This window comes from Qipengyuania qiaonensis (assembly GCF_019711515.1).
Taxonomy (GTDB): Bacteria; Pseudomonadota; Alphaproteobacteria; order Sphingomonadales; family Sphingomonadaceae; genus Qipengyuania; species Qipengyuania qiaonensis.
Genome location: NZ_JAIGNO010000001.1, coordinates 148336 through 174859 on the forward strand (window position 1 = coordinate 148336; position 26524 = coordinate 174859).

Consider the following 26524-nt stretch of genomic DNA (forward strand, 5'->3'; position numbering starts at 1 on the left):
GAAACCAGATAGCAGATTAATTCCCGAGAGGACTTGTATGAAATTCGCTTCCGTCGCGCTTTCTGCCCTTGCCATGTCGCTCGCCAGCCCTGCGCTTGCCGAACTTTATGAAGCCCCGCCCGAAACCGCCGCCGCGCATCCGCTGACGGCCCAAGGAGCGGCCGACTGGGTTGCCATGGTCGAGAAGGAAATGGCAGATTTCGGCGTGGAGTATGCGCGAGTTTCTTGGATCAACTCCACCTATATCATCGACGATACCGACGCGCTGGCCGCCAAATACGGCGCCGAAGCGACCGAAATGTCGGTCCGCTACGCCAACGAAGCGGCCAAATATGCACAGGTCCAGGGGCTCGACCCCGAAGTCGCGCGCAAGCTCGATATCCTGCGCAACGGCATCGTCATGCCCGCCCCGGTGCGCGTTGGCGCCGCGACCGAACTCAACGAGATCGCGACCAGTCTCAACAGCCAGTACGGCAAGGGCAAAGGGACGCTGAACGGCAAAGAAATCAGCGGCAGCGATATCGAGGCCGAGATGGGCAATCTCGAACGCACTCCGGCCGAGCTTGCGGAAATGTGGGCGAGCTGGCACGACAGTGTCGGTGCGCCGATGCGGGACGATTATCTACGCATGACCGGGATCGCCAATGAGGGCGCCAAAGAGCTGGGCTTCGCCGATCTCGGCGCAATGTGGCGCTCGAACTACGATATGGACCCGGACCAGTTCGCCGCAGAAACGGAGCGGATGTGGCAGGAAGTGAAGCCGCTCTACATGGCGCTGCACACCTATGTCCGCAGCAAGCTCAACGAGAAGTATGGCGACGAAGTGCAGCCAGCGACAGGCCCGATCCGCGCCGACCTGCTGGGCAATATGTGGGCGCAGGAATGGGGCAATATCTACCCGCTCGTCGCTCCCGCGGGGGCCGGTGATATCGGCTATGACCTGACCGAGCTGATTACGCAGAAGGGCCTCGACGAAATCCAGATGGTCAGGACCGGCGAGCAGTTTTTCTCCTCGCTCGGCTTTGCGCCGCTGCCCGGCACCTTCTGGGATCGTAGCCAGTTCGTGAAGCCGCAGGACCGCGAAGTGGTCTGCCACGCCAGCGCGTGGGATGTCGATAATGTCGACGATCTGCGCATCAAGATGTGCATCAAGAAGAATGCCGACGACTTCGTGACCATACATCACGAACTCGGCCACAACTACTACCAGCGCGCCTACAACAAGCAAGATTTTCTGTATCTCAACGGCGCCAATGACGGCTTCCACGAGGCGATCGGCGACATGGTCGCTCTCTCGATCACACCTGAATATCTCGTGCAGATCGACATGCTCGACGAAAGTCAGGTGCCAGGGGCCGACAAGGATATCGGCCTGCTGCTGCGTCAGGCGATGGACAAGGTCGCTTTCCTGCCGTTCGGCCTGATGGTCGATCGCTATCGCTGGGGACTGTTCGACGGATCCATACCGGCCGAGCAGCTGAACAAGGGCTGGAACGATCTCCGGCTCGAATATCAAGGTATCACGCCGCCGGTCGAACGCGACGAGACGAAGTTCGATGCCGGTGCGAAATACCACGTCCCGGGCAATGTGCCCTACACCCGTTATTTCCTCGCGCGGATTCTGCAATTCCAGTTCTTCAAGGCGGCTTGTGATCAGGCTGGCTGGGAAGGGCCGCTGCATCGCTGTTCGTTCTATGGCAATGAGGAGGTGGGCAAGAACCTCAACGCCATGCTCGAAATGGGTGCCAGCAGGCCCTGGCCCGACGCCCTGGAGGCTTTCACCGGCGAGCGGCAGATGAGCGGCAAGGCAATGGTCGAGTACTTCGCCCCGCTCAAGGCATGGCTCGACGAACAGAACGCGGGAAAGACCGAAGGGTGGTAAGCCGCTTCGCCTCGCTTCTCGCTCTCCCGCTTGCGGTCGCCTGCGCGCCTGTGACGGGGGAGGGAGACGCCGCAGCGCCGCCCGTTGCCAGCAACGTATCCGGTGCGCTGTTCGTCGCCGGCAAGTTCGGCAATTTGCTATCGAAGGTCGATCTCGCCAGCGGCGAGGCCGTCGTGACGGTTGAGAGTTGCGCCAATCCGCACGAGCTAGCGACCTCGCCGGATGACACGCATGTCGCGCTTGCCTGCTATGGTGGGCAGACAGTCGATATCTTCCGGACTTCGGACCTCGCCAAGATTACGAGTATTGATCTCGGCGAGAATGCACGTCCGCACGGGATCGTATGGCACACCAATGGCGATCTCTACGCGACCGCCGAGGGCCGCCAGTCGATCTTCTGGATACGTGACCCGCTGGGTACAGCAGAGACGTTCGAATACGGTTCCGGCCAGCAGGGCACGCATATGCTGGCAGTAGCTCCCAGCGGCAATCACGCCTGGACGACCAATCTCGGATCGAGGACCGTCAGCCTGATCGACTTGAAGACCAGACGCGCCCCGCAATCTGTCGAAATTGGCGAGGAGCCCGAGGGCATCTGGCTTTCGGACGATGGCGAGACCCTGTGGGTATCGGCGCGCGGATCGGATGCCGCTTTCATGCTCGACCCGCAAACGCTCGAAGTGCGCCAGCGGATCGAAACCGGCAACTTCCCGCTTCGCATTACACTACGGCCGCAGGGCGATTATGCCGTGACCTCCGATCTTGCGGATGGCGGGCTCAGTGTGATCGACACCGTCACCGGCGAGGTCGTGCGCAGCATTGCTGTTTCCAGCCCGGCCGACGCCGAGGCGAAGACGCAGGTGACGATCCTGTTCTCGCCCGATGGCGAGCGCATCTATGTTGCGGAAACCACCGCCAATACGATAGCCGAAGTCGACTTCGCCAGCGGACGCGTGCTGCGCCGCCTGCCGGGTGAAGGCGGGGGCGATGGAATAGCCATCATCGAATGAGCAAGAAGCCGAAGGACCTTCCTGCTGTGGGCTGGCGCGAGCTGGTCCACCTGCCGGAACTCGGTCTGCATGCAGTTCCCGCCAAGATCGACACGGGCGCGCGCACGTCCTCGCTACACGGAACGGTGCTCGAGGAATTCGAGCGTGACGGCGAAAAGTTCGTGCGATTTGCCGTAGATTTCGAGCGGCAGCATGTGCGTCAGGTGTGCGAGGCGGTGCATGTCGATATCCGCGGCATTACCAGTTCGAACGGCGAAACGCAGCGACGCTATGTGATCAAGACGCCGCTCCGGATCGGCGAGGTCGAATTTCGCGCCGAGATAAGCCTTGCGGACCGCCGCGACATGCGATTTCCTATGCTGATCGGCCGTTCATCGCTCCGTCGTCGCTTTGTCGTGGACAGCGGCTATTCCTGGCTGCAGACGCCGGAAATGAAGGTCAAGAAAGGCCACAAACCATGAAAATCGCTATGCTGGCGCGCAACCCCAACCTCTATTCGCACCAGCGACTAAAGGAGGCGGCGGAGGAACGCGGGCACGAATTTGATATCCTCAACACCACGCGCTGCACCGTCCATATCGCCAGCCACAGGCCCGAGGTTTACTATAACGGCGAACCATGCGTGGGCTACGACGCGGTAATCCCGCGCATCGGTGCGTCGATCACCAATTACGGCCTGTCGATCCTGCGGCAGTTCGAGATGCGCGGCTGCTGGCCGCTGAACGAGAGCGTCGCGATCGGGCGCAGTCGCGACAAGCTGCGTTCGATGCAGATCCTTGCCAAGCACGGGCTCGGGCTGCCGCTGACCGCCTATGCCAACGATCCGAAGCAGGCCGAAGAGATCATCAAGGCGGTCAAGGGGCCGCCGGTGGTGATCAAGCTGCTGGAGGGTACGCAGGGCATCGGCGTCGTCCTCGCCGAGACGATGAGCAGCGCCAAGTCGGTGATCGAAGCATTTCGCGGCGCCAATGTTAACATCCTGGTGCAGGAATTCATCAAGGAAGCAGGCGGCACCGACATTCGCGCGCTGGTAGTGGGCGGCAAGGTAGTCGCTGCGATGAAGCGTACCGGCGCGCCCGACGATTTCCGCAGCAATCTGCATCGCGGCGGCAGTGCCCAGCTGATCAAGATCACGCCGGAGGAACGCAGTACCGCCGTCCGCGCGGCCAAGCGTATGGGGCTGAATGTGTGCGGCGTGGACATGCTGCGATCCAATCACGGACCGGTGATCATGGAGGTGAACAGTTCGCCCGGACTGGAGGGGATCGAGAACGCCACCGGGAAGGACATCGCCGGGATGATTATCGATTTCGTCGCAAAGAGCGCCAGGGACGGCAGGACCAAGACCAAGGGAAAGGGATAATCCAGTGGGAACCCGGGGCGAAAATGGCGCGTTGGGCGATTATCCAGCAACATCAGGGATTTCCTGCATGCGCACCGCTCTGCTTCTCGCCAGCACATTCCTCTGTTCCACTGCAGCTACGGCACAGACGCCGACAGCGAGCACGGCGCTGGAGATCCTTGCGCCTAACCAGACCCTGCTGGAAGTCCAGTCGATCGGGCAAAGCTATGTCGCACCCGATCAGGCCAGTCTGACCGGCGGAGTGGTAACTTTCGCGACCACATCGCGCGAGGCGGCGGACAGCAATGCCCGGGCGATGAGCGAGGTTGTCGCCGCGTTGAAGAAAGCGGGCGTCCCGGCGCGCGATATCCAGACCCAGAGCGTCAGCCTCGATCCACAGTTCAATTACGATCGGCAGGGTGGAGAACCGCCTGCAATAACAGGCTATCAGGCGCGCAATTCGGTCACCGTTCGTGTGCGCGATGTCGAGAAGGCATCCGATTTGTTGACCGTACTGTTCGAATCCGGCGCGAACAATGTGAGCGGGCCGTACTTCTCGCTCGAAGACGATACCGATGCGGTAGCGGAAGCGCGCAATGACGCCGTGGTGGAGGCCAAGGCGGAAGCGGAAGCTTATGCAGCCGCGTTCGACATGCGCGTGGTAAGGGTGTTGCGCGTCAGCGAGCGGCAACGTTCGGCCAATTACGAACCGATCATCGTTACCGGTTCACGCATTGGTGGAGCCGGAGCACCTCCTCCACCCCCGCCGCCGCCAATGGCGGTGACTGCGGTCGAGGTTGGCGAAATGCAGCAGCAGGTCACGATCTGGGTCGATTTCGCGCTGGAACCGCGCTGATCGGGCCTGGTATTCGCTCCCGATTGCATTGCAAATAGCGCGCGGCACAGCCGGTTCGGATCAAGCGCGGGGCTGACTGTAACCTTGGCCTGAGTACCGGCGAATTGGAAAACGACCGCCATTTCGGAGTGGTCGCGATCCAAGAGGAATACCACATGCGCACAACCAGCTATCTCGGTTTGGCAATAGCCGGTCTGGCGACCGTTGCTATCGTCCAGCCAGCCTATGCCGCCGACTTCAAGCCCTATTCGGATGCCGCCTTTGCCGCCGCGCAGAAGGAAGGGCGCCCGATCCTGATCGATGTGTATGCCTCATGGTGCCCAGTCTGCGCACGCCAGCAGCCGCTCATCGAACAGGCCGCGGGCGATCCTGCGAACAAGGATCTCGTCGTCTTCAAGCTCGATTTCGACAAGCAGAAGGCAGCGCAGCGCCAGTTCCGCGTGACCAAGCAAAGCACCTTGATCGCCTTCAATGGCGAGCGAGAGACCGGTCGCCTGCTCGGTTCGACCGACGCCAAGTCGATCGCCACCCTCATCGCTTCGACACACGGCTAAGGACTTGGCTGTGGACCTGCTCGCTCTCGCCGCGGCACTGCTCGCCGGGATTCTGACCTTTTTGAATCCCTGCGTGCTGCCGATCTTGCCGCTGGTGTTCGGCGCTTCGGCGGGCGAGCATCGCTACGGCCCCGCGGCGCTGGCGGGTGGGCTTGCACTGTCGTTCACGCTCGTCGGGCTTTTCGTAGCGACCATCGGCTTTTCGCTGGGGCTCGATCCGAATCTGTTCCGAACCGTTTCGGCGGGGCTCCTGATTGTGTTCGGAATACTTCTCGTCGTGCCGCGCGCGCAGTATGCTGTACAGACAGCAATGGGACCGATTGCCGACTGGGGCGCTCGCCGGAGCGATGCACATGATTCGAGCGGGCTGGGCGGCCAGTTCGGCCTCGGGCTCCTGCTCGGCGCAGTCTGGAGCCCGTGCGTCGGACCCACGCTCGGCGCGGCTACGCTGCTGGCGAGCCAAGGCGAGCAACTCGGCGCGGTGGCACTTACCATGCTGGTCTTCGGCATCGGTGCTGCTGTTCCCCTGTTGCTGCTTGGCACCGTGCTACGCCCGCAGATGGCAAGGCTGCGAGAAGGTCTTGGCACGGCAGGCCGTACCGGCAAGCTGCTCCTCGGTGGCGGCATGATCGTGGCCGGTGCAATCGTTCTCACCGGACTCGACAAGCTGCTCGAAGCCGCACTGGTTCAGGCAAGTCCTGCCTGGTTGATCGAACTGACCACGAGGTTCTGAATGCGACCCGACGATACGACAATGTCGGCGTTGATGGGAAAGGCGCAGAGCGGCGATGCCGAAGCCTATCGCGCAGTGCTCGATTATAGCCGGACGTGGTTGGCGGGCTTTTATCGCGGTCGCATCGATCCGGCGGGAGCAGACGATCTTGTACAGGAGACGCTGATGTCGGTTCACGCCAAGCGTGCCACCTATGATCCGTCGCGCCCGTTTCTTCCCTGGTTGGCGGCAATTGCGCGCTACCGGTGGGTCGATCGGTTGCGGCGCAACTATCGCCGCGCGGAAAGCGAGCTCGACGAAACTCTTTCGGAAGGGGACCACGAAGCCGAAGTGATCGCGCGGATCAGCATCGACCGGATGCTGGCGCGACTGTCCGAGGGGCAGGCGGAAGCGATCCGCCTCGTCAAGATCGAAGGGTTGACGATCGCCGAGGCCAGCGGGCGCACCGGGCAATCGGAATCGCTGGTGAAGGTCAATATCCATCGCGGGCTCAAGAAGCTCGCTGCAAATGTCGAAAGCGAATAGAGTAATGATTAGTACCGCAACGAGCAGTCAGATCGATAGCCTGGTTGCCGACCTTGCTCCGGTACGCCGGGCCAAGGCCCGGACCGGGCTGCTGGTCGTCGCTGCGGCGACACTGCTGGCGTTTGCCGTTACCGCGCCAATCTTCGGCTTGCGGCCCGACGTGGCTGCGCTGCATCCTTCCGAAATCGTGCTGCTACGCTCGGGCGCGTTGCTGCTGATGGGAGTGGCGGCGGCCTGGGCTGTGATTGCCAGTTCCTCGCCGGGCGTCGGCTCGCGCCGCGATGGTTGGCGCTGGACGGTCGCAGCGGCCCTGCTGTTCCCCGTTACCAGCCTTGCTCTCGTTCTCGGAGGAACGCCTTTCCCGACGTGGATATTTAGTGCGTCGAGCGCCGCCTGGTGCCTCGGCATCAGCCTGACGAGTGCTTTGGCGATCGGCAGCGCGCTTACTGCATGGCTACGCCGCGGTGCCGTTACCGAACCGGATCGCGCAGGCTGGTTGACGGGGCTGGCGGCGGGCGCCTTGGGCACCTTTGTCTACAACCTCGGCTGCTCGAGCAGTTCGGTTCACTATGCCGCGTTGTGGTACGGCCTGGCAGTGGTCATATCCGCCGTGGTCGGCCGCCTTGTGGTGCCGCGCAATCTGCGGTGGTGATCAATCATCCGGTGAACTACGCATTGCGGGCCATCAATCCCCCGTCGACGGGAATCACCGCACCGGTGATATAGCTCGCTGCGGGCAGGACCAGAGACAGCGTCATATGGGCCACTTCCTCCGGCTCCCCATATCGTTTTAGTGCGGTCCGGCGCTTGGCGAAGATGACCTTGTGTTCGTCCGGCACCGCTTGCGTCATTGCGGTGCTGATCGGGCCCGGGCAGATGCAATTAACTGTGATCCCTTCCGGGCCGAGATCGACGGCGAGACCGCGGGTGAGCCCGGTAACTCCTGTCTTCGCCGCGACGTAGGGCGTATCTCCGGGTGTCGCGCCCAAACCTTCGGTGCTGGCGATGTTGACGACCCGCGCCGCATCGCTTTGACGCAGGTGGGGCAGGGCGGCGCGCACCATGCGTTGGTGAGCTGTCAGCATGACCGCGATCGCCCGGTGCCAGATTTCTTCATAGGCGTCGCCATCGTCGAGCGGACAGAAACTCGAGACGCCGGCATTGTTCACGAGGATGTCGATCCGGCCGAAATCCTCGGCGATCCGGGCCACGGTGCGGGCGACCGCTCCCCTGTCGCCGACATCGAGCGCAAATGCCCGCGCATCGGTGCCGCATTCGCGAGCGACCTCCTCGCAGGCCGCAAGGTCGAGATCGGTCACCGCCACCTTGGCTCCCTCGGCTGCGAAGAGCCTCGCCGTAGCGCGGCCCATGCCGCTTGCAGCGCCCGTCACGATCGCCACACGGCCCGCGATGGAACGCGAGCGGTCGGGTGTATCTGTCATCCATCTCTCCCTGTTCGGGAGAAAACTTAGCGGAACGGCGGTTCGTTGAAAGCGCGCAGTTTGCGACTGTGGAGCCGGGGCCCCTCTTCGCGCAGGAACTTGCACGCCGTCACGCCGATCTGAAGGTGCGCCGCAATGGCTTCCTCGTAGAAGGCATTGGCCTGGCCGGGCAGCTTGATCTCGCCGTGCAGCGGCTTGTCCGAGACGCAGAGAAGCGTGCCATAGGGGACCCGGAAGCGATACCCCTGACCGGCGATCGTGGCGCTTTCCATATCGACGCCGACCGCGCGGCTGAGGCTCATGCGGTGCGCCGAGCTGGTGTAGCGCAGTTCCCAGTTGCGATCGTCGGTCGTGACCACCGTACCGGTGCGCATGCGCTTCTTGAGATCCGCGCCATGTTCGCCCGATACACGCTCTGCCGCGCCGGCAAGAGCCTGCTGGACCTCGGCGATGGCGGGCAGGGGTATTTCCGGCGGCAGTACCGGATCGAGCACGTGATCGTCGCGCAGATAGGCGTGGGCGAGCACGTAGTCGCCGATCTTCTGGCTCGGCCGCAGACCGCCGCAGTGGCCGATCATCAGCCACGCCTCGGGACGCAGCACGGCGAGGTGATCGCAGATCGTCTTTGCATTGGATGGACCGACACCGATATTGACCAGCGTAATGCCTTCGCGGTTCGGGCCGACGAGGTGGTAGGCAGGCATCTGGTGCCGCCGCCATGCGGTGTCGGACAATTGTGCTCTGGCATTGTCCGTTTTCTCGGTCAGCATCAGACCGCCAGCGCCCGCCAGCGCGGTGTATCCGTTAGAGCCTAACTGCGAACCCGCCCAGTCAACGAATTCATCGACATAGCGATGATAGTTCGTGAACAGAATGAAGCGCTGGAAATGCTCCGTATTGGTGCCGGTGTAGTGGGCGAGGCGTGCCAGGCTGAAGTCGGTGCGCAGCCCGTCGAACAGCGATAGCGGGATCGGATCCTCGACATTTTCGAGCACAATTCCGTCGGCCAGCTCGTCGCCGATATCGGCCAGTTCGGTCGAGGGAAAATGCCGCGCAATCAAATTGGGGTCGACGCCAACCAGCTCCGCACCGGCCTCGCCATCGAGGACGTAGGGGAAGGGGATTTCTTGCTTGGAGGAGCCGACTTCCAGCTCGACCTCGTAATTCTCGTGGATCAGCTCGAGCTGTTCGCGCAGATAGTCGCGAAACAAAGCCGGGCGCGTCACCGTGGTCGTATAGAGGCCCGGCGCGTTCAGGCGGCCGAAGGCACGGTTGCGGTCCTCGGGCTGGTCGCCGCCGCGAAAGCGCAGGCGCAGTTCGGGATAGGCATAGCTGCCATCGCTGCGCCTTTCCGGCGCCGGCAATACGCGTTCGCGTCCGAAGGCGATGACGTCTTCGCGCAGTCTTTCGACCGCTGCGTTGTAGATTTTCTCGAGCCGGTCGAGAGTTTGTTCGATGGATTCCATGGGCGTTGCTCCTGCCTCTTGTTGTTTTACGTTTCGCGTCGCCACCCCACATAGGGGGCGCGGGCGGTTCTTACAAAAAGGGCGCGGTAGCCGAAGCCGCCGCGCCCTTGTCGTGTTCGTTTCGTGACGAAGATCAGCCCTCGGCTTCCTCTTCGTTCGCGTCGGCCGCGTCTTCGAGCATATCGGCGGGAATTTCGCCGGGCTCTAGCGTCGGGTCGATGCGATTGGCTTCGGCCTGTTCTTCGATCTCGCGCTGTTCGTCTTCGAACATCTGTGCCATCACGTCGACGCCCTGGCTCTGCAGTTCGGCTTCGTCGTCCGAGCGGGCGACATTGGCCTTGATCGTGACCGAGACTTCGGGGTGCAGGTCGATACGCACTTCGTGCATGCCGATCGACTTGATCGGATCACCCATGATGACCTGCTTCTTGTCGACGTCGTGGCCCTTTTCGGCCAGCGACATGGCGATATCGCGAACATTGACCGAGCCATAGAGCTGGCCGGTGTTCGACGAAGCACGGATCAGGACGATCTCGACACCGTCGACCTTTTCGCCGGCCTTTTCGGCTTCGGTGCGGCGTTCCGCGTTTTCCTTTTCCAGGCGATCGCGGTTCGCTTCGAAGACCTTCTTGTTGGCTTCGTTGGCGCGCAGGGCCTTCTTCTGCGGGAGCAGGAAGTTGCGGGCATAGCCGTCCTTCACGGTGACGACGTCGCCGATCGAGCCGAGCTTTTCGATCCTCTGAAGGAGAATGATATCCATCGAAGTTCTCCTTACTTCACGATGTACGGCAGCAGGCCGATGTGGCGCGCGCGCTTGATGGCCTTGGCCAGTTCACGCTGCTTCTTGGCGCTGACGGCGGTGATGCGGCTGGGGACGATCTTGCCACGTTCGGACATGAAGCCCTGCAGCAGGCGCGTGTCCTTGTAGTCGATCTTCGGTGCGTTCTTGCCCGAGAAGGGGCAGGACTTGCGGCGGCGGAAAAACGGGCGGGCCATCAGTCGCGCTCCTCACGTTCGCGGCGCTTCTTCGAATCGCGCTCGTTCTTGCGCATCATCACGCTGGGACCTTCTTCATGCTCGTCGACGGCGATCGTCATGTAACGGATGACGTCTTCGTTGATGCGGGTCTGACGCTCGAGCTCGGCAACGACGGAGCCGGGGCCCTCGATGTTGAGCATGACGAAATGCGCCTTGCGGTTGCGGTCGATCTTGTATGCGAGGCTCTTCAGGCCCCAGGTCTCCGTCTTGGTGACCTTGCCTTCGTTGTTCTCGACAATCTCGGTAGCGGTGGCGGCGAGCTGGTCCACCTGAGCCTGGCTCAGGTCCTGTCGCGCCAGGAAAACATGCTCGTAAAGAGCCATGCCCTTGTCCTTTCACTTCATGGCCGATCGCTGGCTGATCCGCGGGATTGCGGGGCCCCTCCGGCTTTCTTCGAATCCCTGCTGGACGCGAGGGATGCGCGCACATAGCCGGATTGGCCGAGAATGCAAGGGATAAGCACGGTGAGAGGTTGACGCAGACCGGCGGGGGAGAAAAAACTCGTAAGAGCCGCGTTTATCAATCAATACAGGTATTTATATAAAATCCGATGTTTGAAAGTGTCACCTTTCGAAATTGCGATCTCATGCTGGCTCGTGACCTCCGGGATATGAGATTTGGCCGCCTCGAACTGGCTGACCAATACTGTGTGGCGTGTTCGATACTACTCCTGCATGCCATTGCCCGCCCGTGTAGGACAGCGCCGAATGCCGGTTGCGTCGCGCACGATAGGCGGGCAAGCACCACCCGGCCTCAACGAAACAAGGACGCGCAATGCCCGGTGGTTTGGTAGCCCTTCTGGACGACGTATCGATCATCGCGCGCACTGCGGCGGCTTCGGTCGACGATATTGCCGCGGCTGCGGGCCGGGCCGGGTCGAAGACCGCCGGCGTGGTGATAGACGATGCTGCGGTCACTCCGTCCTATGTCACCGGTCTTTCCCCGGCACGCGAACTGCCGATCATCTGGCGCATCACGCTGGGCAGCCTCAAGAACAAGCTGCTTATCCTGTTGCCGGGTGCCCTGCTGCTTAGCGAGTTCCTGCCTGCCGCCATCGTCTTTGTCCTGATGCTGGGCGGTGCCTACCTGTCCTACGAAGGGGCGGAGAAGGTGCTGGAAAAGCTGGGTGGCGACAAACACGGCCAGACCGTCGACGACGTGGTCGACGACCCGGTCGCCTTCGAAAAGCAGCGTATCTCGGGCGCGATACGCACCGACCTGATCCTGTCGGCCGAGATCATGGCAATCACGCTCAACGAGGTTGCAGCCGAAGATCTGCTGACGCGGGCAGGGGTGCTGGCGCTGGTCGGGGTCGCGGTAACGGTCTGTGTCTATGGCGTTGTCGGGCTGATCGTGAAGATGGACGATATCGGTCTTCATCTGGCGAAGAAGCGATCCGAGCTGGTCCAGCGTTTCGGGCGCGGGCTGGTTGCTTTCATGCCGATGCTGCTGACGGCGTTGAGCTTCATCGGCACCATCGCCATGCTGTGGGTCGGGGGTGGGATCATCCTCCACGGTCTTGCCGAAATCGGCATTGCCGGCCCGGAGCATTGGATCGAGGGCATTCAGCATGGCGTGTCGGACATTGCCGGCGCGGCGGGAGGCTTGCTGGGCTGGGTGACCTTCGCAGGGCTTTCCGCGCTGACCGGCCTGGCGCTGGGCGCGATCATCGTGTTCGTGCTGCACAAGGTGCTGAAGATCGGTGTGCACTAGCAGCCAGAGAATGAAGGCCCGATATCGGAATGTCGTATCGCTCGGACCGGCTATCATGTTCGGGACAATCTGACAATTCGGTGCGTGAGCCGCGCGGCTACGACAGCCGCAGGAACACCTCTCGCGCGAACCCGCTCAGCGTGTCGTCGCGCGCGCCCATCACCACAATCCGGTCGCCGGGTTTGGCGATGCTCACGATGCGGTCGCCGACGCATTTACGCTGCGAGATATATTCCGCCGCCCCGCCCGCCTGCTCGATCAGCCGAACGATCCGCTCGCTGCCTTCGCTGCGATCGACGGTGCCGCCGAAATAGACCGGATCGCAGAATATGGTCAGGTCATAGGGGCCCAGTTCCGTGGCGAAAGTTTCGGCCAGTTCGTCGCCCATCTGGCGCAGCGGTCCGTAGCCATGTGGCTGGAAGAACGCGATCACCCGCCCCGGATGCGCCTTGAGCGTGCGCAGAGTGGCGGCGCATTTCTCAGGATTATGGCCGAAATCGTCGATCACGGTGATGGCCGAGACGGTGGTGCCGACGATGTCGAACCGCCGCGCAAGTCCTTCGAACCCGGCCAGCGCTTCGACCGCCTTGGTGATCGGTATACCCGCTGCCGCGGCACCCGCTATCGCCGCGAGCGCATTGGACAAGTTATGCCTGCCCGGCAGGTTGAGCGTGAGAGCATGTTCGCTGCCGTCGTGGCGATCGAGTACCAGGGCCGCCTGCCGCATCGGGCCTTCGGCGATGCTGCCGGGCACGACGCCGATCTGGGCAGCCTCCTGCTCGATGCCGAAGGTGATGACCTCCTTTGCATGCGGCAGGAGGGCGAGTGCCTCCGCATTGTCGGCATTGATCACCGAAATGCGGCTCCGCGAAAGGTAGTCGCCGAACAACTGGCGTAGTTCGTCCATGCTCTTGTGATCGAGACTGACATTGAGCAGCACGCCGACGGCCGGGCGATAGAGCGCAATCGACCCGTCGCTTTCGTCGACCTCGCTGACATAGAGGCTCTGCCCGCCGACCACGGCGCTGGCGTAAGGACGCTCGGGTGAGACGAAGTTCTTCATCACCGCGCCGTTCATGATCGTCGGTTCGCGTCCGCAGGCTTGGAGGATCCAGCCGAGCATGCCGGTGACGGTCGATTTTCCGCTGGTGCCTGCGACCGCAAGACCAGCCCCGCTCGTGTTGAAAAGGATCGAGTTCAGCTCCGCCCGCGTGAGGCGCAGGCAGCCGAGCTCCTTGGCTAGCTGCACTTCGGGCACGGTATCTTCCACCGCGGCGCTGGCGACCAAGATCTGCTCAGACGAGACGATTCCGCTGCCGTCCTGCAGGTGGAGCGTGAAACCCTGCCGGACCAGCGCGCCGAATTTCTCCGGCGTATGGCCCTGGTCGTTGCTACGGTCAGACCCTTCGACGGTGCAGCCACGGCCCTTGAGTATCTGCGCCAGCGGCAGCATTCCCGAGCCGCCGATCCCGCAGAAGAAGAAGGGGCGGGCGAACAATTCGTCTGGAGTGGGCATATCGCTCATGCCGGTGCAGCTATTGAGTTGTGCCGCCCGACACAAGCGCGCTAGCACGCGCAGATGGTCAAAATTGCGATCTGCGCCCCCGGGAAACGGTTGAAGCGCGAACGGGCCGACGCGGTCGAGGCGCTGGTTGCCGGGCGCACGGACGTGGAGTTGCATTTCCACGAGCAGTGCTTCCTTGAGTACGGGCATTTCGCGGGGAGCGACAATGTCCGGCTCGCCGCCTTGCTCGAATGCGCCAACGATCCGGGCTTCGACGCGGTGTGGTTCGCAATGGGCGGATACGGCGCGAATCGCATTGCCGCGCGTGCGGTGGCGCAGATGAACGGGGCGGCGCGGGCAAAGTCGTATCTCGGCTATTCGGACACGGGTTTCCTGCTCGGCGCGTTCTACAAGCATGGGATCGGACGGGTCGCGCATGGGCCGCTGGCGGGGGATATCCGGCGCGAGGGCGGCGAGGGTACCGTCGAGCGGGCGCTGGATTGGCTGAAGGGCGAGACGGGCGGGCTGGAACCGCATCTCGACGAGCGCCCGGCCGTCGCGTTCAACCTGACGACGCTGGCCATGCTGGTGGGTACCGAACTCGCACCCGATCTCGCCGGACATGTCGTGATGGTCGAGGAGGTGGCCGAGCATCTCTATGCCGTCGACCGCCTGTTCTTCCACGTCACGCAGCATCTGAAAGGGATCGCCGGATTGCGCCTCGGCCGGATCGGGGACGTGCCGGAGAACGACCGCCCCTTCGGCAGCGACGAGGTTGCCATCGCGCAGGATTGGTGCGGACGCAGCGGCATTCCGTATCTCGGGCGGGCGGATATCGGGCACGATGCTGCCAACACAATTGTCCCCTTCGGACTTGAGGCGCGCGGCTCACGCGCCTAGGCGCTCCCTCGAGGAGATTACCATGACTGCATTCATTTTCCCCGGCCAGGGCAGCCAGAAGGTCGGCATGGGCGCCGATCTTGCCGAAGCCAGCGTGCATGCCCGCGAGGTTTTCGAGGAGGTGGACGAGGCGCTCAAGCAGAAGCTGTCGGCCCTAATGAAAGACGGCCCGGAAAGCGAGCTTACCATGACCGCCAACGCACAGCCGGCGATCATGGCCAATTCGGTCGCTACCGCGCGGGTGCTGGAAAAGGAATTCGGCGTGGCGCTGGCGGACAAGGCCGATTGCGTTGCGGGCCATTCGCTCGGCGAATACAGCGCGCTATGTGCCGCGGGCGCGTTCTCGCTGACCGATACGGCCAAGCTGCTGCGCCTGCGCGGTATCGCCATGCAGGATGCGGTGCCGATCGGCGTGGGCGCCATGGCCGCGCTGCTCGGCGCGGATATCGAGAAGGCGACCGCGCTGGCAGACGTCGCCGCGCAGGGGCAGGTATGCGAAGTCGCCAACGATAACGATCCCACGCAGGTGGTCATTTCGGGCCATGCCGAAGCGATCGACCGCGCCATCGAAATGACCAAGGATCACGGTATCAAGCGCGGAATCAAGCTGCCCGTATCGGCGCCGTTCCACTGTTCGCTAATGAGCCCGGCCGCTCTGCAGATGAAGCGGGCGCTGGACGATACGCCGCCGCAGGCTTTCACTGTTCCGCTGTTCGCCAACGTGACCGCCGCGCGCGTGACCGATCCGGCGGAAGAGCAGGCGTTGCTGGTCGACCAGATCACCGGCCGCGTCCGCTGGCGCGAAAGCGTGATCGCCATGCGCGAGGCCGGCGTCGAGCTGTTCGTCGAACTGGGCGGCAAGGTACTCGGCCCCATGGTCGGTCGCATCGACAAGGAGGCGAACACGGTGAGCCTCGTCACGATGGAAGATCTGGAAAATTTCGCGAAGGGCATTTGAGGCGCTCGCAAAGGCGCAAAGGCGCAAAGATCATGTGTATCGACGTTGAACAGGCTGCCCGTATCGTCGTGGATGAATGCATCCACATTCATCGTGAACTGGGCCCGGGACTTCTGGAAACCGTCTAAGAAACCGTTTTGGCGGGGCAGTTGAACGATCGTGGATTGAAGGTCGACCGGCAGCAGCCGGTCGATATCATGTTCGGTGGCAATCGCTATCCGGCAGCTTTCCGCATAGATATCCTTGTCGAGAATACGTTGATTCTGGAAATCAAATCCGTCGAGCGCCTGGTGAACTTGCATGCCAAGCAATTGCTGACGTATTTGCGCCTGACCGACAGGTCACTGGGCCTGCTACTCAATTTTTCCGGCGAAACCATGAAGGAGGGTATTCGCCGCGTCGTGAACAATCATAACCGCTAACATCTTTGCGCCTTCGCGCCTTTGCGAGCGCCTGTAAAACTCCGGAGTCGAATATGTTCTCACTCGAAGGAAAGACTGCCCTCGTTACCGGCGCAAGCGGCGGGATCGGGTCTTCGATCGCCTATGCGCTGGCCAAGCAGGGCGCGCGGCTGGCGCTGTCGGGCTCGAATGCGGCCAAGCTTCGCGCCTTCCGCGAACAGCTCAATGACGAATTCGGTCATGACCATGTCGAGATTACCTGCGATCTCTCGAACACGACGCAGGTCGAGGAATTGGTTCCGGCCACGGTCGATACGCTCGGCAGCATGAATATCCTCGTCAACAATGCCGGCATCACGCGCGACAATCTCGCCATGCGGATGAAGGACGAGGAGTGGGATGACGTAATCCGCGTCAATCTGGAGGCCAGCTTCCGCCTGATGCGCGCAAGCGCCCGGCCGATGATGAAGGCGAAGGGTGGGCGGATCGTCTCGATCACCAGCGTGGTCGGTCACACGGGCAATCCCGGCCAGATGAACTACACCGCGGCGAAAGGCGGTCTGACGGCGATGTCGAAGAGCCTGGCGCAGGAACTCGCCAGCCGGAACATCACGGTCAACTGCGTTGCGCCGGGCTTCATCCGTACGGCGATGACAGATGCCCTGACCGACGACCAGAAGGGCGCGATCAATGCACGCATCCCGATGGGGCGGATGGGCGAGGGCGACGAAATCGGCGCTGCCGTGGCCTATCTCGCCAGCGACGAGGCTGCCTATGTCACCGGCCAGACGCTGCACGTGAATGGTGGCATGGCGATGATGGGCTGATTCCACCCACTTTTCCCCAAGGAAATCGGGAGCGGGCCGGTTGCGGCTTGCTCCCCCCGACTGCCCCGCTAGGGTGACCGTCCATATTCCGGCGCTGGTGGGCGATTCCGGCCTGCCGTGCACCCAAAAGGGACGAAAGTAGCACCATGAAGGCCACCATCGAACGCGCGACCCTGCTGCGTTGTCTAAGCCACGTGCAGTCGGTCGTAGAACGCCGCAACACGATCCCCATTCTCTCGAACGTGCTGATCGAGGCCGATGGCGACAATTCGCTCAAGGTCATGGCGACCGACCTCGATCTGCAGGTGGTCGAACATATGAGCGCCAGCGTCGACAGCCCCGGCGCGATCACCGTTTCGGCCCACTTGCTGTTCGACATTGCGCGCAAGCTGCCCGAAGGGTCGCAGGTCAGCCTGGAAGCTGCCGAAAACCGCATGGCGATCAAGGCCGGGCGCAGCCGCTTCTCGCTGCCGACACTGCCGCGCGACGATTTCCCGGTGATCGTCGAGGGCGATCTGCCGACCAGTTTCGAACTGCCCGCGAAAACGCTGGCCGAACTGATCGACCGCACGCGCTTCGCCATCTCGACCGAAGAGACGCGGTACTATCTCAACGGCATCTTCTTCCACGTCTCGGACGACAGCGAGCCGGTTCTCAAGGCCGCTGCGACCGACGGCCACCGTCTTGCGCGCTTCACCCTGCCGCGCCCCGACGGCGCAGAGGGGATGCCCGATGTGATCGTGCCGCGCAAAGCCGTGGCCGAACTGCGCAAGCTGCTCGAGGAGAAGATGGACGGGAACGTCCAGATCGACCTTTCGGCCAGCAAGGTCCGCTTCACCTTGGGCGGCGAAGGCGGTGTAGTCCTGACCAGCAAGCTGATCGATGGAACCTTCCCCGATTATTCGCGCGTTATTCCAACGGGTAACGACAAACTCCTGAAACTCGATCCCAAGAGCTTTCACGAGGGTGTCGACCGCGTGGCAACCATCGCCACCGAGAAGACCCGCGCGGTAAAAATGGGCCTGGAAAAGGACAAGGTGACGCTGACCGTAACCTCGCCGGACAATGGCACCGCGACCGAAGAACTTCCGGCAGAGTATGGTTCCGAAGGGTTCGAGATCGGCTTCAATGCAATGTATCTAAAGGATATTCTCGGGCAGATCGATGCCGATGCCGTGGAGATCCACCTCGCCGACGCCGGCGCGCCCACTTTGATCCGCAAGGACGAGAACTCGCCCGCGCTTTACGTCCTTATGCCGATGCGGGTCTAAGCGCTCGCATTGATGCGAACCTGCCGCTAGCGTCTCGCGCAAAGGAGAGAGACGAATGCAGCAGGTTCACGTCCGCAAGGATGCCATCGGTCAAACGGAAATCGTGGACGGCGAGCTGGAAGCACTCGCCGATGGTGCGGTGCGGCTTGCCATCGAGAGCTTCTCGGTCACCGCCAACAACGTGACCTATGCGGTGGTCGGCGACGCCTTCGGTTACTGGAACTTCTTTCCCGCGCCCGACGGTATGGGCATCGTCCCGATGTGGGGCCATGCCCGCGTGATCGAGAGCAAGGATCCCGACATTGCGGTGGACGAACGGGTTTACGGCTATCTCCCGATGGCTACGCATCTCGATGTACTGCCGGGTAAGGTTACAACGGGTGGCTTCACCGACATGGCCGACCATCGCCAGCCGATGAGCCCGGTTTACAATAGCTATACACGCCTTGCGGCAGACCCGGAGCATGACCCGGCCCGCGAGGGCGAGCGAATGATCTTCGGGCCCCTGTTCAAGACCGGTTTTCTGATCGAATACTTCATGCGCTCGGAAGACTGGTTCGGCGCAACCCGGGTGATCTTGACGAGTGCGTCGTCGAAAACGGCGATGGGTCTGGCGAGCGTGGCCAAGCACCGCTCTCCCTCGGTAAAACGCATCGGCCTGACCTCGGCAGGCAATATCGGCTTCGTCAAGGAGAGCGGGCTGTATGACGAGGTTCTGGCCTACGGAGACGTTGCCGACCTGCCCGCAGAGGCGAGCGTTTCGGTCGATTTCGCTGGCAATGCCGGTCTGTTGAAATCGCTCCACGAACATCTGGGCGATGCGTTGAAATATTCCTGCCTCGTCGGCGCGACGCATATCGAGGAACGGGGCGGGGGTGCCGGCGACATGCCCGGACCTACGCCAACACTGTTCTTTGCCCCCGATCACGCAGTCGCGCTGTTCAAGTCGCTAGGCCCCGAAGCGGCGGGCCGACAGATTGCGGAAAGCTGGCACGCATTCCTGGCCGATGCAGGTGACAGCGTGACGATAGAGCGGCGCGCCGGCCTGGCTGCCGCTCGCGACGTGTTTGCCGAGATGGTTGGTGGCAGCGTCGATCCGGCCAGGGGGATCGTGATCGAGCCCTAGATCTCCACCGCGATCTTGCCGAAGTGGCTCCCGCTTTCCTGATGCCGGAACGCGTCGGCAAGCCGTTCGAGCGGGAATCTGTCGGAGATTTCCGGCTTGATGCCGTTGGCCTCGATCCCGGCAATCATGTCGAGCTGCTGCTGGCGGCTGCCTACGGTCAGGCCCTGGACGCGCAGGTTCTTGGCCATCAGCAGTCCCGTCTGGACGGGTCCGGCGAACCCTGCCAGCACGCCGATCAATGCGACGTGCCCGCCAACGCGCGTCGCCAGCATCGACTGGTCGAGCGTACCGGCGCCGCCGATCTCGACGACGCAATCCACCCCGCGCCCGCCGGTCAGTTCGAGCGCCTTCGGCCCCCAGGCCTCGACCTCGCGATAATTGATCAGATGATCCGCACCGAGACTTTGCAGCCGCTCGAGCTTTGCGCCGCTCGAACTGGTAGCGATGACCGTGGCGCCCGCAGCCTTGGCGAATTGCAGTGCGAAGATCGACACGCCGCCGCTGCCCTGAACCAGCACAGTGTCGCCGGGCTTGATCGCGTTGTCGACGAACAGGGCCCGCCAGGCAGTCAGCCCGGCGCAGGTAAGCGTGGCCGCCTCCGCGTGACCATATCCCTTCGGCACGCGGGTAAACCAGGTGGACGGCGCAGTTACCGCTTCGCAGGCATAACCGTCGATCCCGTCGCCGGGAACGCGGGTGAACGCGGTCGTGGGCGGACCACCGTCGAGCCATTCCGGAAAGAAGGTACTTACTACCGGATCGCCGACGGAGAATTCGGTCACGTCGGTGCCTATCGCGACAACCACGCCCGCGCCATCCGACATCGGGATGCGTCCCTGCTTGCACGGGATCATGCCCTTGACCACCGCATAATCGTGATAGTTGAGCGAACTGGCCTTCAGCTCGACCGTGATCTCGCCGGGCCCCGGCTCACGCGGGTCGGCGACATCGCCATATTCCAGAGCCTCGAGCGTCGACGGGGTTGCGCCGGTGCGGATGGCCTTCATTCGGCTGCCTCGAGCATGTCGACACGCTGCGGGCCGCGGATCAGGCCGCCGGGCGTCTCGCCCGTCCATTCGCCATCGCGGAACGTGACCTTGCCGTTCTTGATCGTGGCGACGTAGCCTTCGGCTTTCTGCAGCAGGCGCTTGCCGCCGGCAGGAAGGTCGAAAGCGAGCCACGGCTTGCCTAGCTGGATGCGGTCCATATCTATGATGTTGAGATCGGCGAGATAGCCGGGCGCGAGAATACCGCGATCCTCGAGGCCATAGAGCCGCGCGGTGTCGCTGCACTGGCGCTTGATCGCATTTTCCAGCGTGATCGTGCCGCGCGAGCGGTCGCGTACCCAGTGCTGCAGCATGAAGGTGGGCGAGGCTGCGTCGCAAATCGTGCCGCAATGCGCACCGCCGTCCGACAGCGAATTCACCGTATCGTCCGACTGCTGGAGGTCCATCAGGAAATCGAGATTGCCGTCGGCATAGTTAAGGATGGGCAGGTAGATGAAGCCTTTCCCATCGTCGCGGCACAGCAGGTCGTAAGCGTATTCGTCGCCGGACATGCGCGCTGCCTTGGCGCGTTCGAATATGCTTTCCGCGGCGGTCGGCTCGTAATTGAAGCTGGGGTCCATCTCGAACTGCATGTTCCAGCCGCCGCATACGACCATGATCAGGCCGATAATGTCCTGATTGACCTCGGAAAAATCGTGCTGCTCGGCGATCAGTCTGGCTTTGAATTCGGGATCGAACAACTTCGCCTTCTGCTCCTCCCAGGACAGGCCTTCGATTTCCTTCCAGCTCGGTTTCAGGCGGAAGGGATGAACGGTGCCCTGCCACGCCATGACGATGCCGTTGCCGCGCAGCGCGATCTGCGCGACGATATTGGCGCCATTGTCGTTCTCCGCCCGCATGCTGGCGATCTGTTCGTCGAGCGGCAGTTCCTTGGCGATCGACTGTAGCGCGGCAAAGGTAACGGGCAGGCCGGTTTCGCGGCTCATCTTGCCCATCCAGCCGAATTCGTCCCATTCGCGCATCATGTCGGACGCCATTTCGAAGACACCGTGTCCGGCACGGCCCATGGCGCGCCCGATCTCCACCAGTTCCTCCGCCGTCGCGGTAGTGCCGGGGACGACTTCGCCATCGATGTCGCGATGCAGCACGGTGCGCGAGGTGGAGAAGCCAAGGGCGCCGGCGCGCACGCCTTCCTCGACGATACGGCTCATTTCGGCGATGTCGCTCTCGGTCGGGACGGCGCCGGGCCGTTCGCGATCGCCGAGTACATAGGCGCGAACGGAGCCGTGCGGCACGTGCGTGCCGACATCGACCGTACGCGGCAATTTCTCCAGCGCGTCGAGATATTCGGGGAAGGTTTCCCAATCCCAACTCATCCCCTCGGCAAGTGCGGTGCCGGGAATGTCCTCCACGCCTTCCATCAGGCCGATCAGCCACTCGTGCTTGTCGGGCTTGGCAGGGGCGAAGCCGACACCGCAATTGCCCATCACGACCGTGGTCACGCCGTGCCAGCTCGACGGAGCCATTTCCTGATCCCACGTCGCCTGACCGTCATAGTGAGTGTGGATGTCGACGAACCCTGGCGTAACGAGATTTCCGCCCGCATCGATTTCGTCCGTCGCATCGCCGCCGACTTCGCCGACTTGAGCGATCAAACCGTCCCTGATGGCGATGTCGCCGGTAAAGCGGTCACGGCCGGTCCCATCGACGATGGTGCCGTTGCGAATGATCAGGTCGTATGCGGGCATGATTACGTGCTCCTCTCTCCATAGAAGAAGGTTCCACATTGCAACCGATGAGTCCAGCGGTGTTTAGGTAGCGCGTTCCGGCATTCGGACGGTCAGCAATGCGGCGAGTCCGATAAGAAAGAGCAGATGGATCGAAACCATACCGATCCGTTGATCGCCCGACCACAGCGTGAATTGCTCGACAAGCAGCGGGCCCATCCAGACGGTGATCGTCCCTGCAATGGCATAGAGCCCGAAGAATTCACCACTGCGGCCGGGCGGGGCGAGGGTAACGAGCATGGTGCGGCTCGAGGAGATGCTGGCGGTCGCCGTCACCGCAATCACGCTGATCGAGCCGAGATAGACGAGGTCCGACAAGGTGGGGAACACGATGCCGTCCCAGACGGTGAAGTTGGCGACGAGGCCGAACAGCAGGCTCTCCTGAGTGATGCTAAGCTGGAACAGACCGACGACGACCATTGCGAAAATTTCCAGCGCCAATGCGCGTTTGACGCCGACCCGTTCCTCCAGCCAGCCACCAAAAATTCCTCCCGCGAACGCGCACGCGCTGGCGAAGATCGCGTAGCAGAGCATTTCGAGGAAATTCCACCCAAGGAACAGTGCGACATAGACCGCACCGAGCGCCAGCAGAGCCGCCATTCCATCGGCATAGAACATGCGTGCGATCAGGAATTTCAGCAGCTCGCGATACTTTGCAGCCTCGCGCACGGTGCGCCAGACACTGCGGGCGCCTTCGCGGAAAGCCCTGGCCCAGCTCGCGTCCGGGACGCCTGGATCCCTCGCGTTCAGAAAGAACGGGATCGAGAAGAGTGCAAGCCACGCTGCGCAGATGGGGCCGGCGAGGCGGGCATGCTCGAACTTCGTCAGGTCGACGCCGAATTGCGGTACGGCAAAGGGCCAACCGGTCATCGCCGGCAGAACGAACAGCAATGCGATGGCGAGGAAAATCAACGCTGCCGCACCGTTGCCGAGACCGAGGCCGAGCCCCGAGATCATTGCCAGCCGTCGCGGTTCGCCGGAAACGCTCAACATCGCGTTATGGGTCACTTCCGAGTAGGTGTAACTCACATAGGCGATGACCAGCAGCGTCATGATCATAGCCACCGGCAAGCCCTCGCCACCGGGCATGGCAAACCACAGCATCGCGGAGCAAATCGTGATCGAACCGAGGAAGATCGCGAGGATCGGTTTGAGCCGTCCTCCGCGATCGAGCGCCGCGCCGAGGAAAGGCGCTGTCATCGCAGCGATGAAACCGGCCCATTTCGTGACCGAGGCGATGGTAGCCTGTCCCTGCGCATTGGCGGTTGCGAGCGCTTCGTCCGCGGGTAAACCGTCGAGCGCTCCGCTCGCCAGCAGGTCCGCCCCGATAATGTCACGCGCGAAATAGGGCGCGAAAATGTAGATGACGATCAGGATGTAGTAGGGATTGCGGGCCCATTCGAACACCGCCCAGGCAAATCCGGTCTTGCCCAGAGCCCCGCCTTCGCCGGTCGATTGCCGGATGGGCTGGCTGGCAAGCGGATTTGCCGCAAGTGCAGGATCGGTGGCCATCGTCGTTTCTCTCCCGATCCCGTTTTCGTGTCCGCTCAGGCTGCGCGATCCAGCTCTGCCTGTGTTGCCGGAGCGTCGAGGAAGGCGCGCAGCTTGGCGACGCTGTCATCGGCATGGGTCAGCAGGAACAGATGCCCGCCGCCCTCGATCACCTCGAGCCTCGCGTTGGGAATGGCAGAGGCGAGAATGCGGCCATTGACCAGCGGCACGATCTGGTCGTCATCGCCCATCATCACCAGCGCTTCCTTGTTCATGAAGGGCAGGGCGGGCAGGCTGGTCCAGCCCAGCATGGCAATAAGCTGGTAGAAATAGCCGCGCGGGGAGGGCGGCTTGAGGCGGCCGATATGGCTGTCCTTCTGATGTGCCTGACCATCCGGATCGACCCCGCCATAGAGCGTCTGGAAATGCTCGTTCATGAATTTGGGATCGATATAGCGGCGCGGATTGGCCATCTTGGTCAGTGCGGCGGGATTGCCCGGCACCATCAGCATGCCCGCAGTGGTGGCCGCCAGCACCAGGCGGCGGGTGCGCTTGGGATATTGCAGCGCAAAGTGCTGCGCCATCGCACCACCCCATGACACGCCCATCACATCCACTTCTTCGACGCCGAGTTCGTCGAGGATCAGGCGCGCCGTCCAGCTCATGGTGAAGGGGTTGTAAGGCATGGTCGGATCAGGGCTTTCGCCCGTGCCGGGCATGTCGAACATCACGAAGGCCCGTTCTGCGAGCATTTCGGCCAGCGGGGCGACGGCTTCGATATTCGCACCGATGCCGTTGAAGAACAGGATTGGCGGATGATCCGATGTCTCGTCCAGCCGCCAATGCGCAACGCGCAATGTCCTGCCACCTGCTTCCATCATGCGAATGGTTGCAGTCATCGGGTCAGTCTTGGATGTGGTCACGCGGGGTCCTTTGCAGCTGCTCAGCAGGCTTCCATAACGTATTGCCCCGGGGCTGGGTCCAGCGGCGCATAGCCTCTATTACCCAGCTTTGCCGGTGCCTTTTTCTTTGCTCCTGCACGCGCCTGCAGCCATTCCATCCAGTAGGGCCACCAGCTTCCGGCCACCTCCTCGGTGCCCTTGAGCCAATCGTCGGCGGTGTCGGGGAGTTTCTTCTTTGGGTCGCTCTGAATGTAGTATTTCGCCTTGGGGTTGCCCGGCGGGTTGAGGATGGCCTGCATGTGGCCCGACTGGCTGAGCACGTAGGTGACGTCCTTCGAGCCGAACAGGCGGGTCGAGCGATAGGTCGCCTTCCATGGCGTGATATGGTCGGTCACACCGCCGAGGATGAAAAGGTCGCTGGTGACTTTCGACAGATCGATCTTGTGATCGACCATCTCGACTTCGCCCTTTCTGGTGAAGGCGAGCGTTTCGAATACGGTCAGGAAATCGCCCATCAGCGCGCCGGATAGGTTCGTCGCATCGGCATTCCAGAACAGCACATCGAATGCCGGCGGGTCCTGGCCGAGCAGGTAGTTGTTGATGACGTAGTTCCAGATCAGATCGTTCGGTCGGAGCCAGGCGAAACCGCGAGCAAGGTCGTCACCCTTGATAATGCCCTTCTTGGCTGCGCGCCGTTTGGCGAGGGCCAAGCCATTTTCGCTGACGAGGGAACCCGCCTCGATATCGTTCTGCTTCGGATGAAGCACACAGACCATCAGCGTCAGTGCACCGAGCAGATCATCCTTGTCGGACGCCATCTTGCTGGCGAGCATCGAAGCGGTCTGCCCGCCCGAGCAACCAGCTGAAACGTTTACTTTTTTCGAGCCGGTTATCTTGCTCACCGCGTCCATCGCCTCCCGGCAGGAATTGACGTAATCGGCCATGTCCCAATGGCCCTGGTCCTTGCTCGGGTTCTTCCAGCTGATAACGAAAGTCTGGATGCCGTTGTCGAGCTGATACTTCACCACCGACTTTTCCGGCGAGAGATCGTTGATATACATCTTGTTGATCTGCGGCGGGATGGTGAGCTGCGGAATTGCGTACACTTCGTCGGTCGTCGGCGCGTACTGGATCAGCTCCATCATTGCGGTGCGCAGTACAACCGCGCCCTTCGAGGTTGCAACATTCTCGCCCAGCTTGAACGGTTTCTTGTCAACCTGGCTGACCATGCCCTTGTTGTGGACCATGTCGTCATAGGCATTCTTGAGGCCTTTCATCAGGCTCAACCCGCCGCTGGTAATCGCCATCTTCTGAGCGGACGGATTGCCCGCCAGCGTGTTGGTCGGTGCCAGGCCATCGATGATGATATTCGAGATGAACCGCGCGCGATCGCGTTCGAGTTCGTCGAGCTCCAGGTCGTCGAGCCAGTGTGCCGCGCCTTTCTGCACTGCCAGATAGTACTGCATGCCTGCGCGCATGAAGGGGTTGTACTGCCAGGCCGGGTCCTGAAAGCGCTTGTCCTTGGGATGGGGGGCAAGGTCGCTCTTGCCGGTCATGATCTTGATCATGTCCTCGCCCATTGTCCGACTGTGCTTCATCAGCCGCTGCGGATCGGAAGCGGTTTCGCGCAGCATGACGGCCACTGCGCCGAAAATGTCTTCTCTCGTCAATCCGACCAGCGGGCCCAGGGCACTGGTGGATTGTGCGGCTTCGTCTTCGAGCTTGGCCATCGTCAGAAATCTCTCCCGTAATTTCATGACCCTTTTGGGCCTATTCTGGTGTCAGTTCA

Annotated in this window: 27 protein-coding genes; 16 read left to right on the plus strand and 11 right to left on the minus strand. The window is 62.2% G+C overall.

Annotated features, from left to right (window positions below):
* The first annotated feature begins 37 nt into the window (after window positions 1-37).
* The 9 genes from K3174_RS00745 to K3174_RS00785 all read left to right on the plus strand — a co-directional run bounded on the left by K3174_RS00745 (window position 38) and on the right by K3174_RS00785 (window position 7554).
* Entirely contained in the window at window positions 38-1882 is a 1845-nt protein-coding gene (locus K3174_RS00745; protein WP_221554926.1) for a M2 family metallopeptidase, read from the plus strand.
* The gene (locus K3174_RS00750; RefSeq protein WP_345719552.1) at window positions 1876-2892 is read left to right on the plus strand and encodes a beta-propeller fold lactonase family protein; all 1017 of its coding nucleotides are present in this window, start codon (window positions 1876-1878) and stop codon (window positions 2890-2892) included. The genes K3174_RS00745 and K3174_RS00750 overlap by 7 nt, the downstream gene beginning before the upstream one ends.
* On the plus strand, window positions 2889-3353 hold the full coding sequence (locus tag K3174_RS00755; RefSeq protein ID WP_221554928.1) for an ATP-dependent zinc protease family protein: 465 nt from the start codon (window positions 2889-2891) through the stop codon (window positions 3351-3353). The genes K3174_RS00750 and K3174_RS00755 overlap by 4 nt, the downstream gene beginning before the upstream one ends.
* Window positions 3350-4255 (plus strand): 30S ribosomal protein S6--L-glutamate ligase, encoded by a 906-nt coding sequence (gene rimK / locus K3174_RS00760; protein WP_221554929.1) that lies wholly within the window; start codon window positions 3350-3352, stop codon window positions 4253-4255. Before K3174_RS00755 ends, rimK begins: the two co-directional genes overlap by 4 nt.
* A gap of 67 nt (window positions 4256-4322) precedes the next feature.
* Complete coding sequence (locus tag K3174_RS00765) at window positions 4323-5090, plus strand: SIMPL domain-containing protein (RefSeq protein ID WP_221554930.1); 768 nt, start codon at window positions 4323-4325, stop codon at window positions 5088-5090.
* Between the two features lie 155 nt (window positions 5091-5245).
* Window positions 5246-5644, plus strand: coding sequence for a thioredoxin family protein (locus tag K3174_RS00770; protein ID WP_221554931.1), 399 nt, complete (start codon window positions 5246-5248; stop codon window positions 5642-5644).
* Window positions 5645-5654: 10 nt separating this feature from the next.
* Complete coding sequence (locus tag K3174_RS00775; protein ID WP_221554932.1) at window positions 5655-6377, plus strand: cytochrome c biogenesis CcdA family protein; 723 nt, start codon at window positions 5655-5657, stop codon at window positions 6375-6377.
* Window positions 6378-6902 (plus strand): sigma-70 family RNA polymerase sigma factor, encoded by a 525-nt coding sequence (locus tag K3174_RS00780; protein ID WP_221554933.1) that lies wholly within the window; start codon window positions 6378-6380, stop codon window positions 6900-6902.
* A gap of 4 nt (window positions 6903-6906) precedes the next feature.
* Window positions 6907-7554: an NrsF family protein gene (locus K3174_RS00785; RefSeq protein ID WP_221554934.1), complete on the plus strand. Its 648-nt coding sequence runs from the start codon at window positions 6907-6909 to the stop codon at window positions 7552-7554.
* 16 nt (window positions 7555-7570) lie between these two features.
* Here the strand turns inward: K3174_RS00785 and K3174_RS00790 are convergent, their stop codons facing one another.
* The 5 genes from K3174_RS00790 to rpsF all read right to left on the minus strand — a co-directional run bounded on the left by K3174_RS00790 (window position 7571) and on the right by rpsF (window position 11171).
* Window positions 7571-8344, minus strand: a complete 774-nt coding sequence (locus tag K3174_RS00790; protein ID WP_221554935.1) for an SDR family NAD(P)-dependent oxidoreductase — start codon at window positions 8342-8344, stop codon at window positions 7571-7573.
* A 26-nt stretch (window positions 8345-8370) separates the two neighbouring features.
* Window positions 8371-9855, minus strand: coding sequence for an AMP nucleosidase (locus K3174_RS00795; protein WP_345719553.1), 1485 nt, complete (start codon window positions 9853-9855; stop codon window positions 8371-8373).
* Between the two features lie 88 nt (window positions 9856-9943).
* Window positions 9944-10570, minus strand: a complete 627-nt coding sequence (gene rplI / locus K3174_RS00800) for a 50S ribosomal protein L9 (RefSeq protein ID WP_221554937.1) — start codon at window positions 10568-10570, stop codon at window positions 9944-9946.
* Window positions 10571-10581: 11 nt separating this feature from the next.
* Complete coding sequence (gene rpsR / locus K3174_RS00805) at window positions 10582-10806, minus strand: 30S ribosomal protein S18 (protein WP_086436027.1); 225 nt, start codon at window positions 10804-10806, stop codon at window positions 10582-10584.
* Entirely contained in the window at window positions 10806-11171 is a 366-nt protein-coding gene (gene rpsF, locus K3174_RS00810) for a 30S ribosomal protein S6 (protein ID WP_221554938.1), read from the minus strand. Before rpsF ends, rpsR begins: the two co-directional genes overlap by 1 nt.
* Before the next feature lie 451 nt (window positions 11172-11622).
* On the opposite strand from rpsF, the gene K3174_RS00815 reads away from it, so the two are divergent.
* Window positions 11623-12561 carry a DUF808 domain-containing protein gene (locus K3174_RS00815; RefSeq protein WP_221554939.1) on the plus strand — a complete coding sequence of 313 codons (939 nt, stop codon included), beginning with the start codon at window positions 11623-11625 and terminating at the stop codon, window positions 12559-12561.
* Window positions 12562-12658: 97 nt separating this feature from the next.
* Here K3174_RS00815 and K3174_RS00820 read toward each other — a convergent pair whose 3' ends face one another.
* Complete coding sequence (locus K3174_RS00820) at window positions 12659-14086, minus strand: glutamate ligase domain-containing protein (RefSeq protein WP_221554940.1); 1428 nt, start codon at window positions 14084-14086, stop codon at window positions 12659-12661.
* Window positions 14087-14140: 54 nt separating this feature from the next.
* Here K3174_RS00820 and K3174_RS00825 point away from each other — a divergent pair, with 54 nt between their 5' ends.
* From K3174_RS00825 to K3174_RS00850, 6 genes are all read left to right on the plus strand, one after another.
* Window positions 14141-14965, plus strand: coding sequence for an LD-carboxypeptidase (locus K3174_RS00825; RefSeq protein WP_221554941.1), 825 nt, complete (start codon window positions 14141-14143; stop codon window positions 14963-14965).
* A 22-nt stretch (window positions 14966-14987) separates the two neighbouring features.
* The gene (fabD, locus tag K3174_RS00830) at window positions 14988-15923 is read left to right on the plus strand and encodes an ACP S-malonyltransferase (protein WP_221554942.1); all 936 of its coding nucleotides are present in this window, start codon (window positions 14988-14990) and stop codon (window positions 15921-15923) included.
* A gap of 149 nt (window positions 15924-16072) precedes the next feature.
* The gene (locus K3174_RS00835; protein ID WP_425594411.1) at window positions 16073-16345 is read left to right on the plus strand and encodes a GxxExxY protein; all 273 of its coding nucleotides are present in this window, start codon (window positions 16073-16075) and stop codon (window positions 16343-16345) included.
* A 53-nt stretch (window positions 16346-16398) separates the two neighbouring features.
* On the plus strand, window positions 16399-17151 hold the full coding sequence (gene fabG / locus K3174_RS00840; RefSeq protein WP_221554943.1) for a 3-oxoacyl-[acyl-carrier-protein] reductase: 753 nt from the start codon (window positions 16399-16401) through the stop codon (window positions 17149-17151).
* Window positions 17152-17297: 146 nt separating this feature from the next.
* Entirely contained in the window at window positions 17298-18422 is a 1125-nt protein-coding gene (gene dnaN, locus K3174_RS00845; protein ID WP_221554944.1) for a DNA polymerase III subunit beta, read from the plus strand.
* A 55-nt stretch (window positions 18423-18477) separates the two neighbouring features.
* On the plus strand, window positions 18478-19548 hold the full coding sequence (locus K3174_RS00850) for a DUF2855 family protein (protein ID WP_221554945.1): 1071 nt from the start codon (window positions 18478-18480) through the stop codon (window positions 19546-19548).
* Here the strand turns inward: K3174_RS00850 and K3174_RS00855 are convergent.
* The 5 genes from K3174_RS00855 to K3174_RS00875 form a co-directional block, all read right to left on the minus strand.
* Window positions 19545-20555 carry a zinc-dependent alcohol dehydrogenase family protein gene (locus K3174_RS00855; protein ID WP_221554946.1) on the minus strand — a complete coding sequence of 337 codons (1011 nt, stop codon included), beginning with the start codon at window positions 20553-20555 and terminating at the stop codon, window positions 19545-19547. The genes K3174_RS00850 and K3174_RS00855 overlap by 4 nt on opposite strands.
* Window positions 20552-22303 (minus strand): N-acyl-D-amino-acid deacylase family protein, encoded by a 1752-nt coding sequence (locus tag K3174_RS00860; RefSeq protein ID WP_221554947.1) that lies wholly within the window; start codon window positions 22301-22303, stop codon window positions 20552-20554. The genes K3174_RS00855 and K3174_RS00860 overlap by 4 nt, the downstream gene beginning before the upstream one ends.
* A 63-nt stretch (window positions 22304-22366) precedes the next feature.
* Window positions 22367-23854 (minus strand): MFS transporter, encoded by a 1488-nt coding sequence (locus K3174_RS00865; protein WP_221554948.1) that lies wholly within the window; start codon window positions 23852-23854, stop codon window positions 22367-22369.
* Window positions 23855-23889: 35 nt separating this feature from the next.
* Window positions 23890-24756 (minus strand): alpha/beta fold hydrolase, encoded by an 867-nt coding sequence (locus tag K3174_RS00870; protein ID WP_425594412.1) that lies wholly within the window; start codon window positions 24754-24756, stop codon window positions 23890-23892.
* A 20-nt stretch (window positions 24757-24776) separates the two neighbouring features.
* Entirely contained in the window at window positions 24777-26465 is a 1689-nt protein-coding gene (locus K3174_RS00875) for a PHA/PHB synthase family protein (RefSeq protein ID WP_221554949.1), read from the minus strand.
* Between the last annotated feature and the right edge of the window lie 59 nt (window positions 26466-26524).

Excerpts from the sequence above, each read along its gene's own strand:
- K3174_RS00745 (WP_221554926.1), top strand. The coding sequence starts at position 38 with ATGAAATTCGCTTCCGTCGCGCTTTCTGCCCTTGCCATGTCGCTCGCC.
- K3174_RS00755 (WP_221554928.1), top strand. The coding sequence starts at position 2,889 with ATGAGCAAGAAGCCGAAGGACCTTCCTGCTGTGGGCTGGCGCGAGCTG.
- rimK (WP_221554929.1), top strand. The coding sequence starts at position 3,350 with ATGAAAATCGCTATGCTGGCGCGCAACCCCAACCTCTATTCGCACCAG.
- K3174_RS00765 (WP_221554930.1), top strand. The coding sequence starts at position 4,323 with ATGCGCACCGCTCTGCTTCTCGCCAGCACATTCCTCTGTTCCACTGCA.
- K3174_RS00770 (WP_221554931.1), top strand. The coding sequence starts at position 5,246 with ATGCGCACAACCAGCTATCTCGGTTTGGCAATAGCCGGTCTGGCGACC.
- K3174_RS00780 (WP_221554933.1), top strand. The coding sequence starts at position 6,378 with ATGCGACCCGACGATACGACAATGTCGGCGTTGATGGGAAAGGCGCAG.
- K3174_RS00785 (WP_221554934.1), top strand. The coding sequence starts at position 6,907 with ATGATTAGTACCGCAACGAGCAGTCAGATCGATAGCCTGGTTGCCGAC.
- K3174_RS00790 (WP_221554935.1), bottom strand. The coding sequence starts at position 8,344 with ATGACAGATACACCCGACCGCTCGCGTTCCATCGCGGGCCGTGTGGCG.
- rplI (WP_221554937.1), bottom strand. The coding sequence starts at position 10,570 with ATGGATATCATTCTCCTTCAGAGGATCGAAAAGCTCGGCTCGATCGGC.
- rpsR (WP_086436027.1), bottom strand. The coding sequence starts at position 10,806 with ATGGCCCGCCCGTTTTTCCGCCGCCGCAAGTCCTGCCCCTTCTCGGGC.
- rpsF (WP_221554938.1), bottom strand. The coding sequence starts at position 11,171 with ATGGCTCTTTACGAGCATGTTTTCCTGGCGCGACAGGACCTGAGCCAG.
- K3174_RS00815 (WP_221554939.1), top strand. The coding sequence starts at position 11,623 with ATGCCCGGTGGTTTGGTAGCCCTTCTGGACGACGTATCGATCATCGCG.
- K3174_RS00820 (WP_221554940.1), bottom strand. The coding sequence starts at position 14,086 with ATGAGCGATATGCCCACTCCAGACGAATTGTTCGCCCGCCCCTTCTTC.
- K3174_RS00825 (WP_221554941.1), top strand. The coding sequence starts at position 14,141 with ATGGTCAAAATTGCGATCTGCGCCCCCGGGAAACGGTTGAAGCGCGAA.
- fabD (WP_221554942.1), top strand. The coding sequence starts at position 14,988 with ATGACTGCATTCATTTTCCCCGGCCAGGGCAGCCAGAAGGTCGGCATG.
- fabG (WP_221554943.1), top strand. The coding sequence starts at position 16,399 with ATGTTCTCACTCGAAGGAAAGACTGCCCTCGTTACCGGCGCAAGCGGC.
- dnaN (WP_221554944.1), top strand. The coding sequence starts at position 17,298 with ATGAAGGCCACCATCGAACGCGCGACCCTGCTGCGTTGTCTAAGCCAC.
- K3174_RS00850 (WP_221554945.1), top strand. The coding sequence starts at position 18,478 with ATGCAGCAGGTTCACGTCCGCAAGGATGCCATCGGTCAAACGGAAATC.
- K3174_RS00855 (WP_221554946.1), bottom strand. The coding sequence starts at position 20,555 with ATGAAGGCCATCCGCACCGGCGCAACCCCGTCGACGCTCGAGGCTCTG.
- K3174_RS00860 (WP_221554947.1), bottom strand. The coding sequence starts at position 22,303 with ATGCCCGCATACGACCTGATCATTCGCAACGGCACCATCGTCGATGGG.
- K3174_RS00865 (WP_221554948.1), bottom strand. The coding sequence starts at position 23,854 with ATGGCCACCGATCCTGCACTTGCGGCAAATCCGCTTGCCAGCCAGCCC.
- K3174_RS00875 (WP_221554949.1), bottom strand. The coding sequence starts at position 26,465 with ATGGCCAAGCTCGAAGACGAAGCCGCACAATCCACCAGTGCCCTGGGC.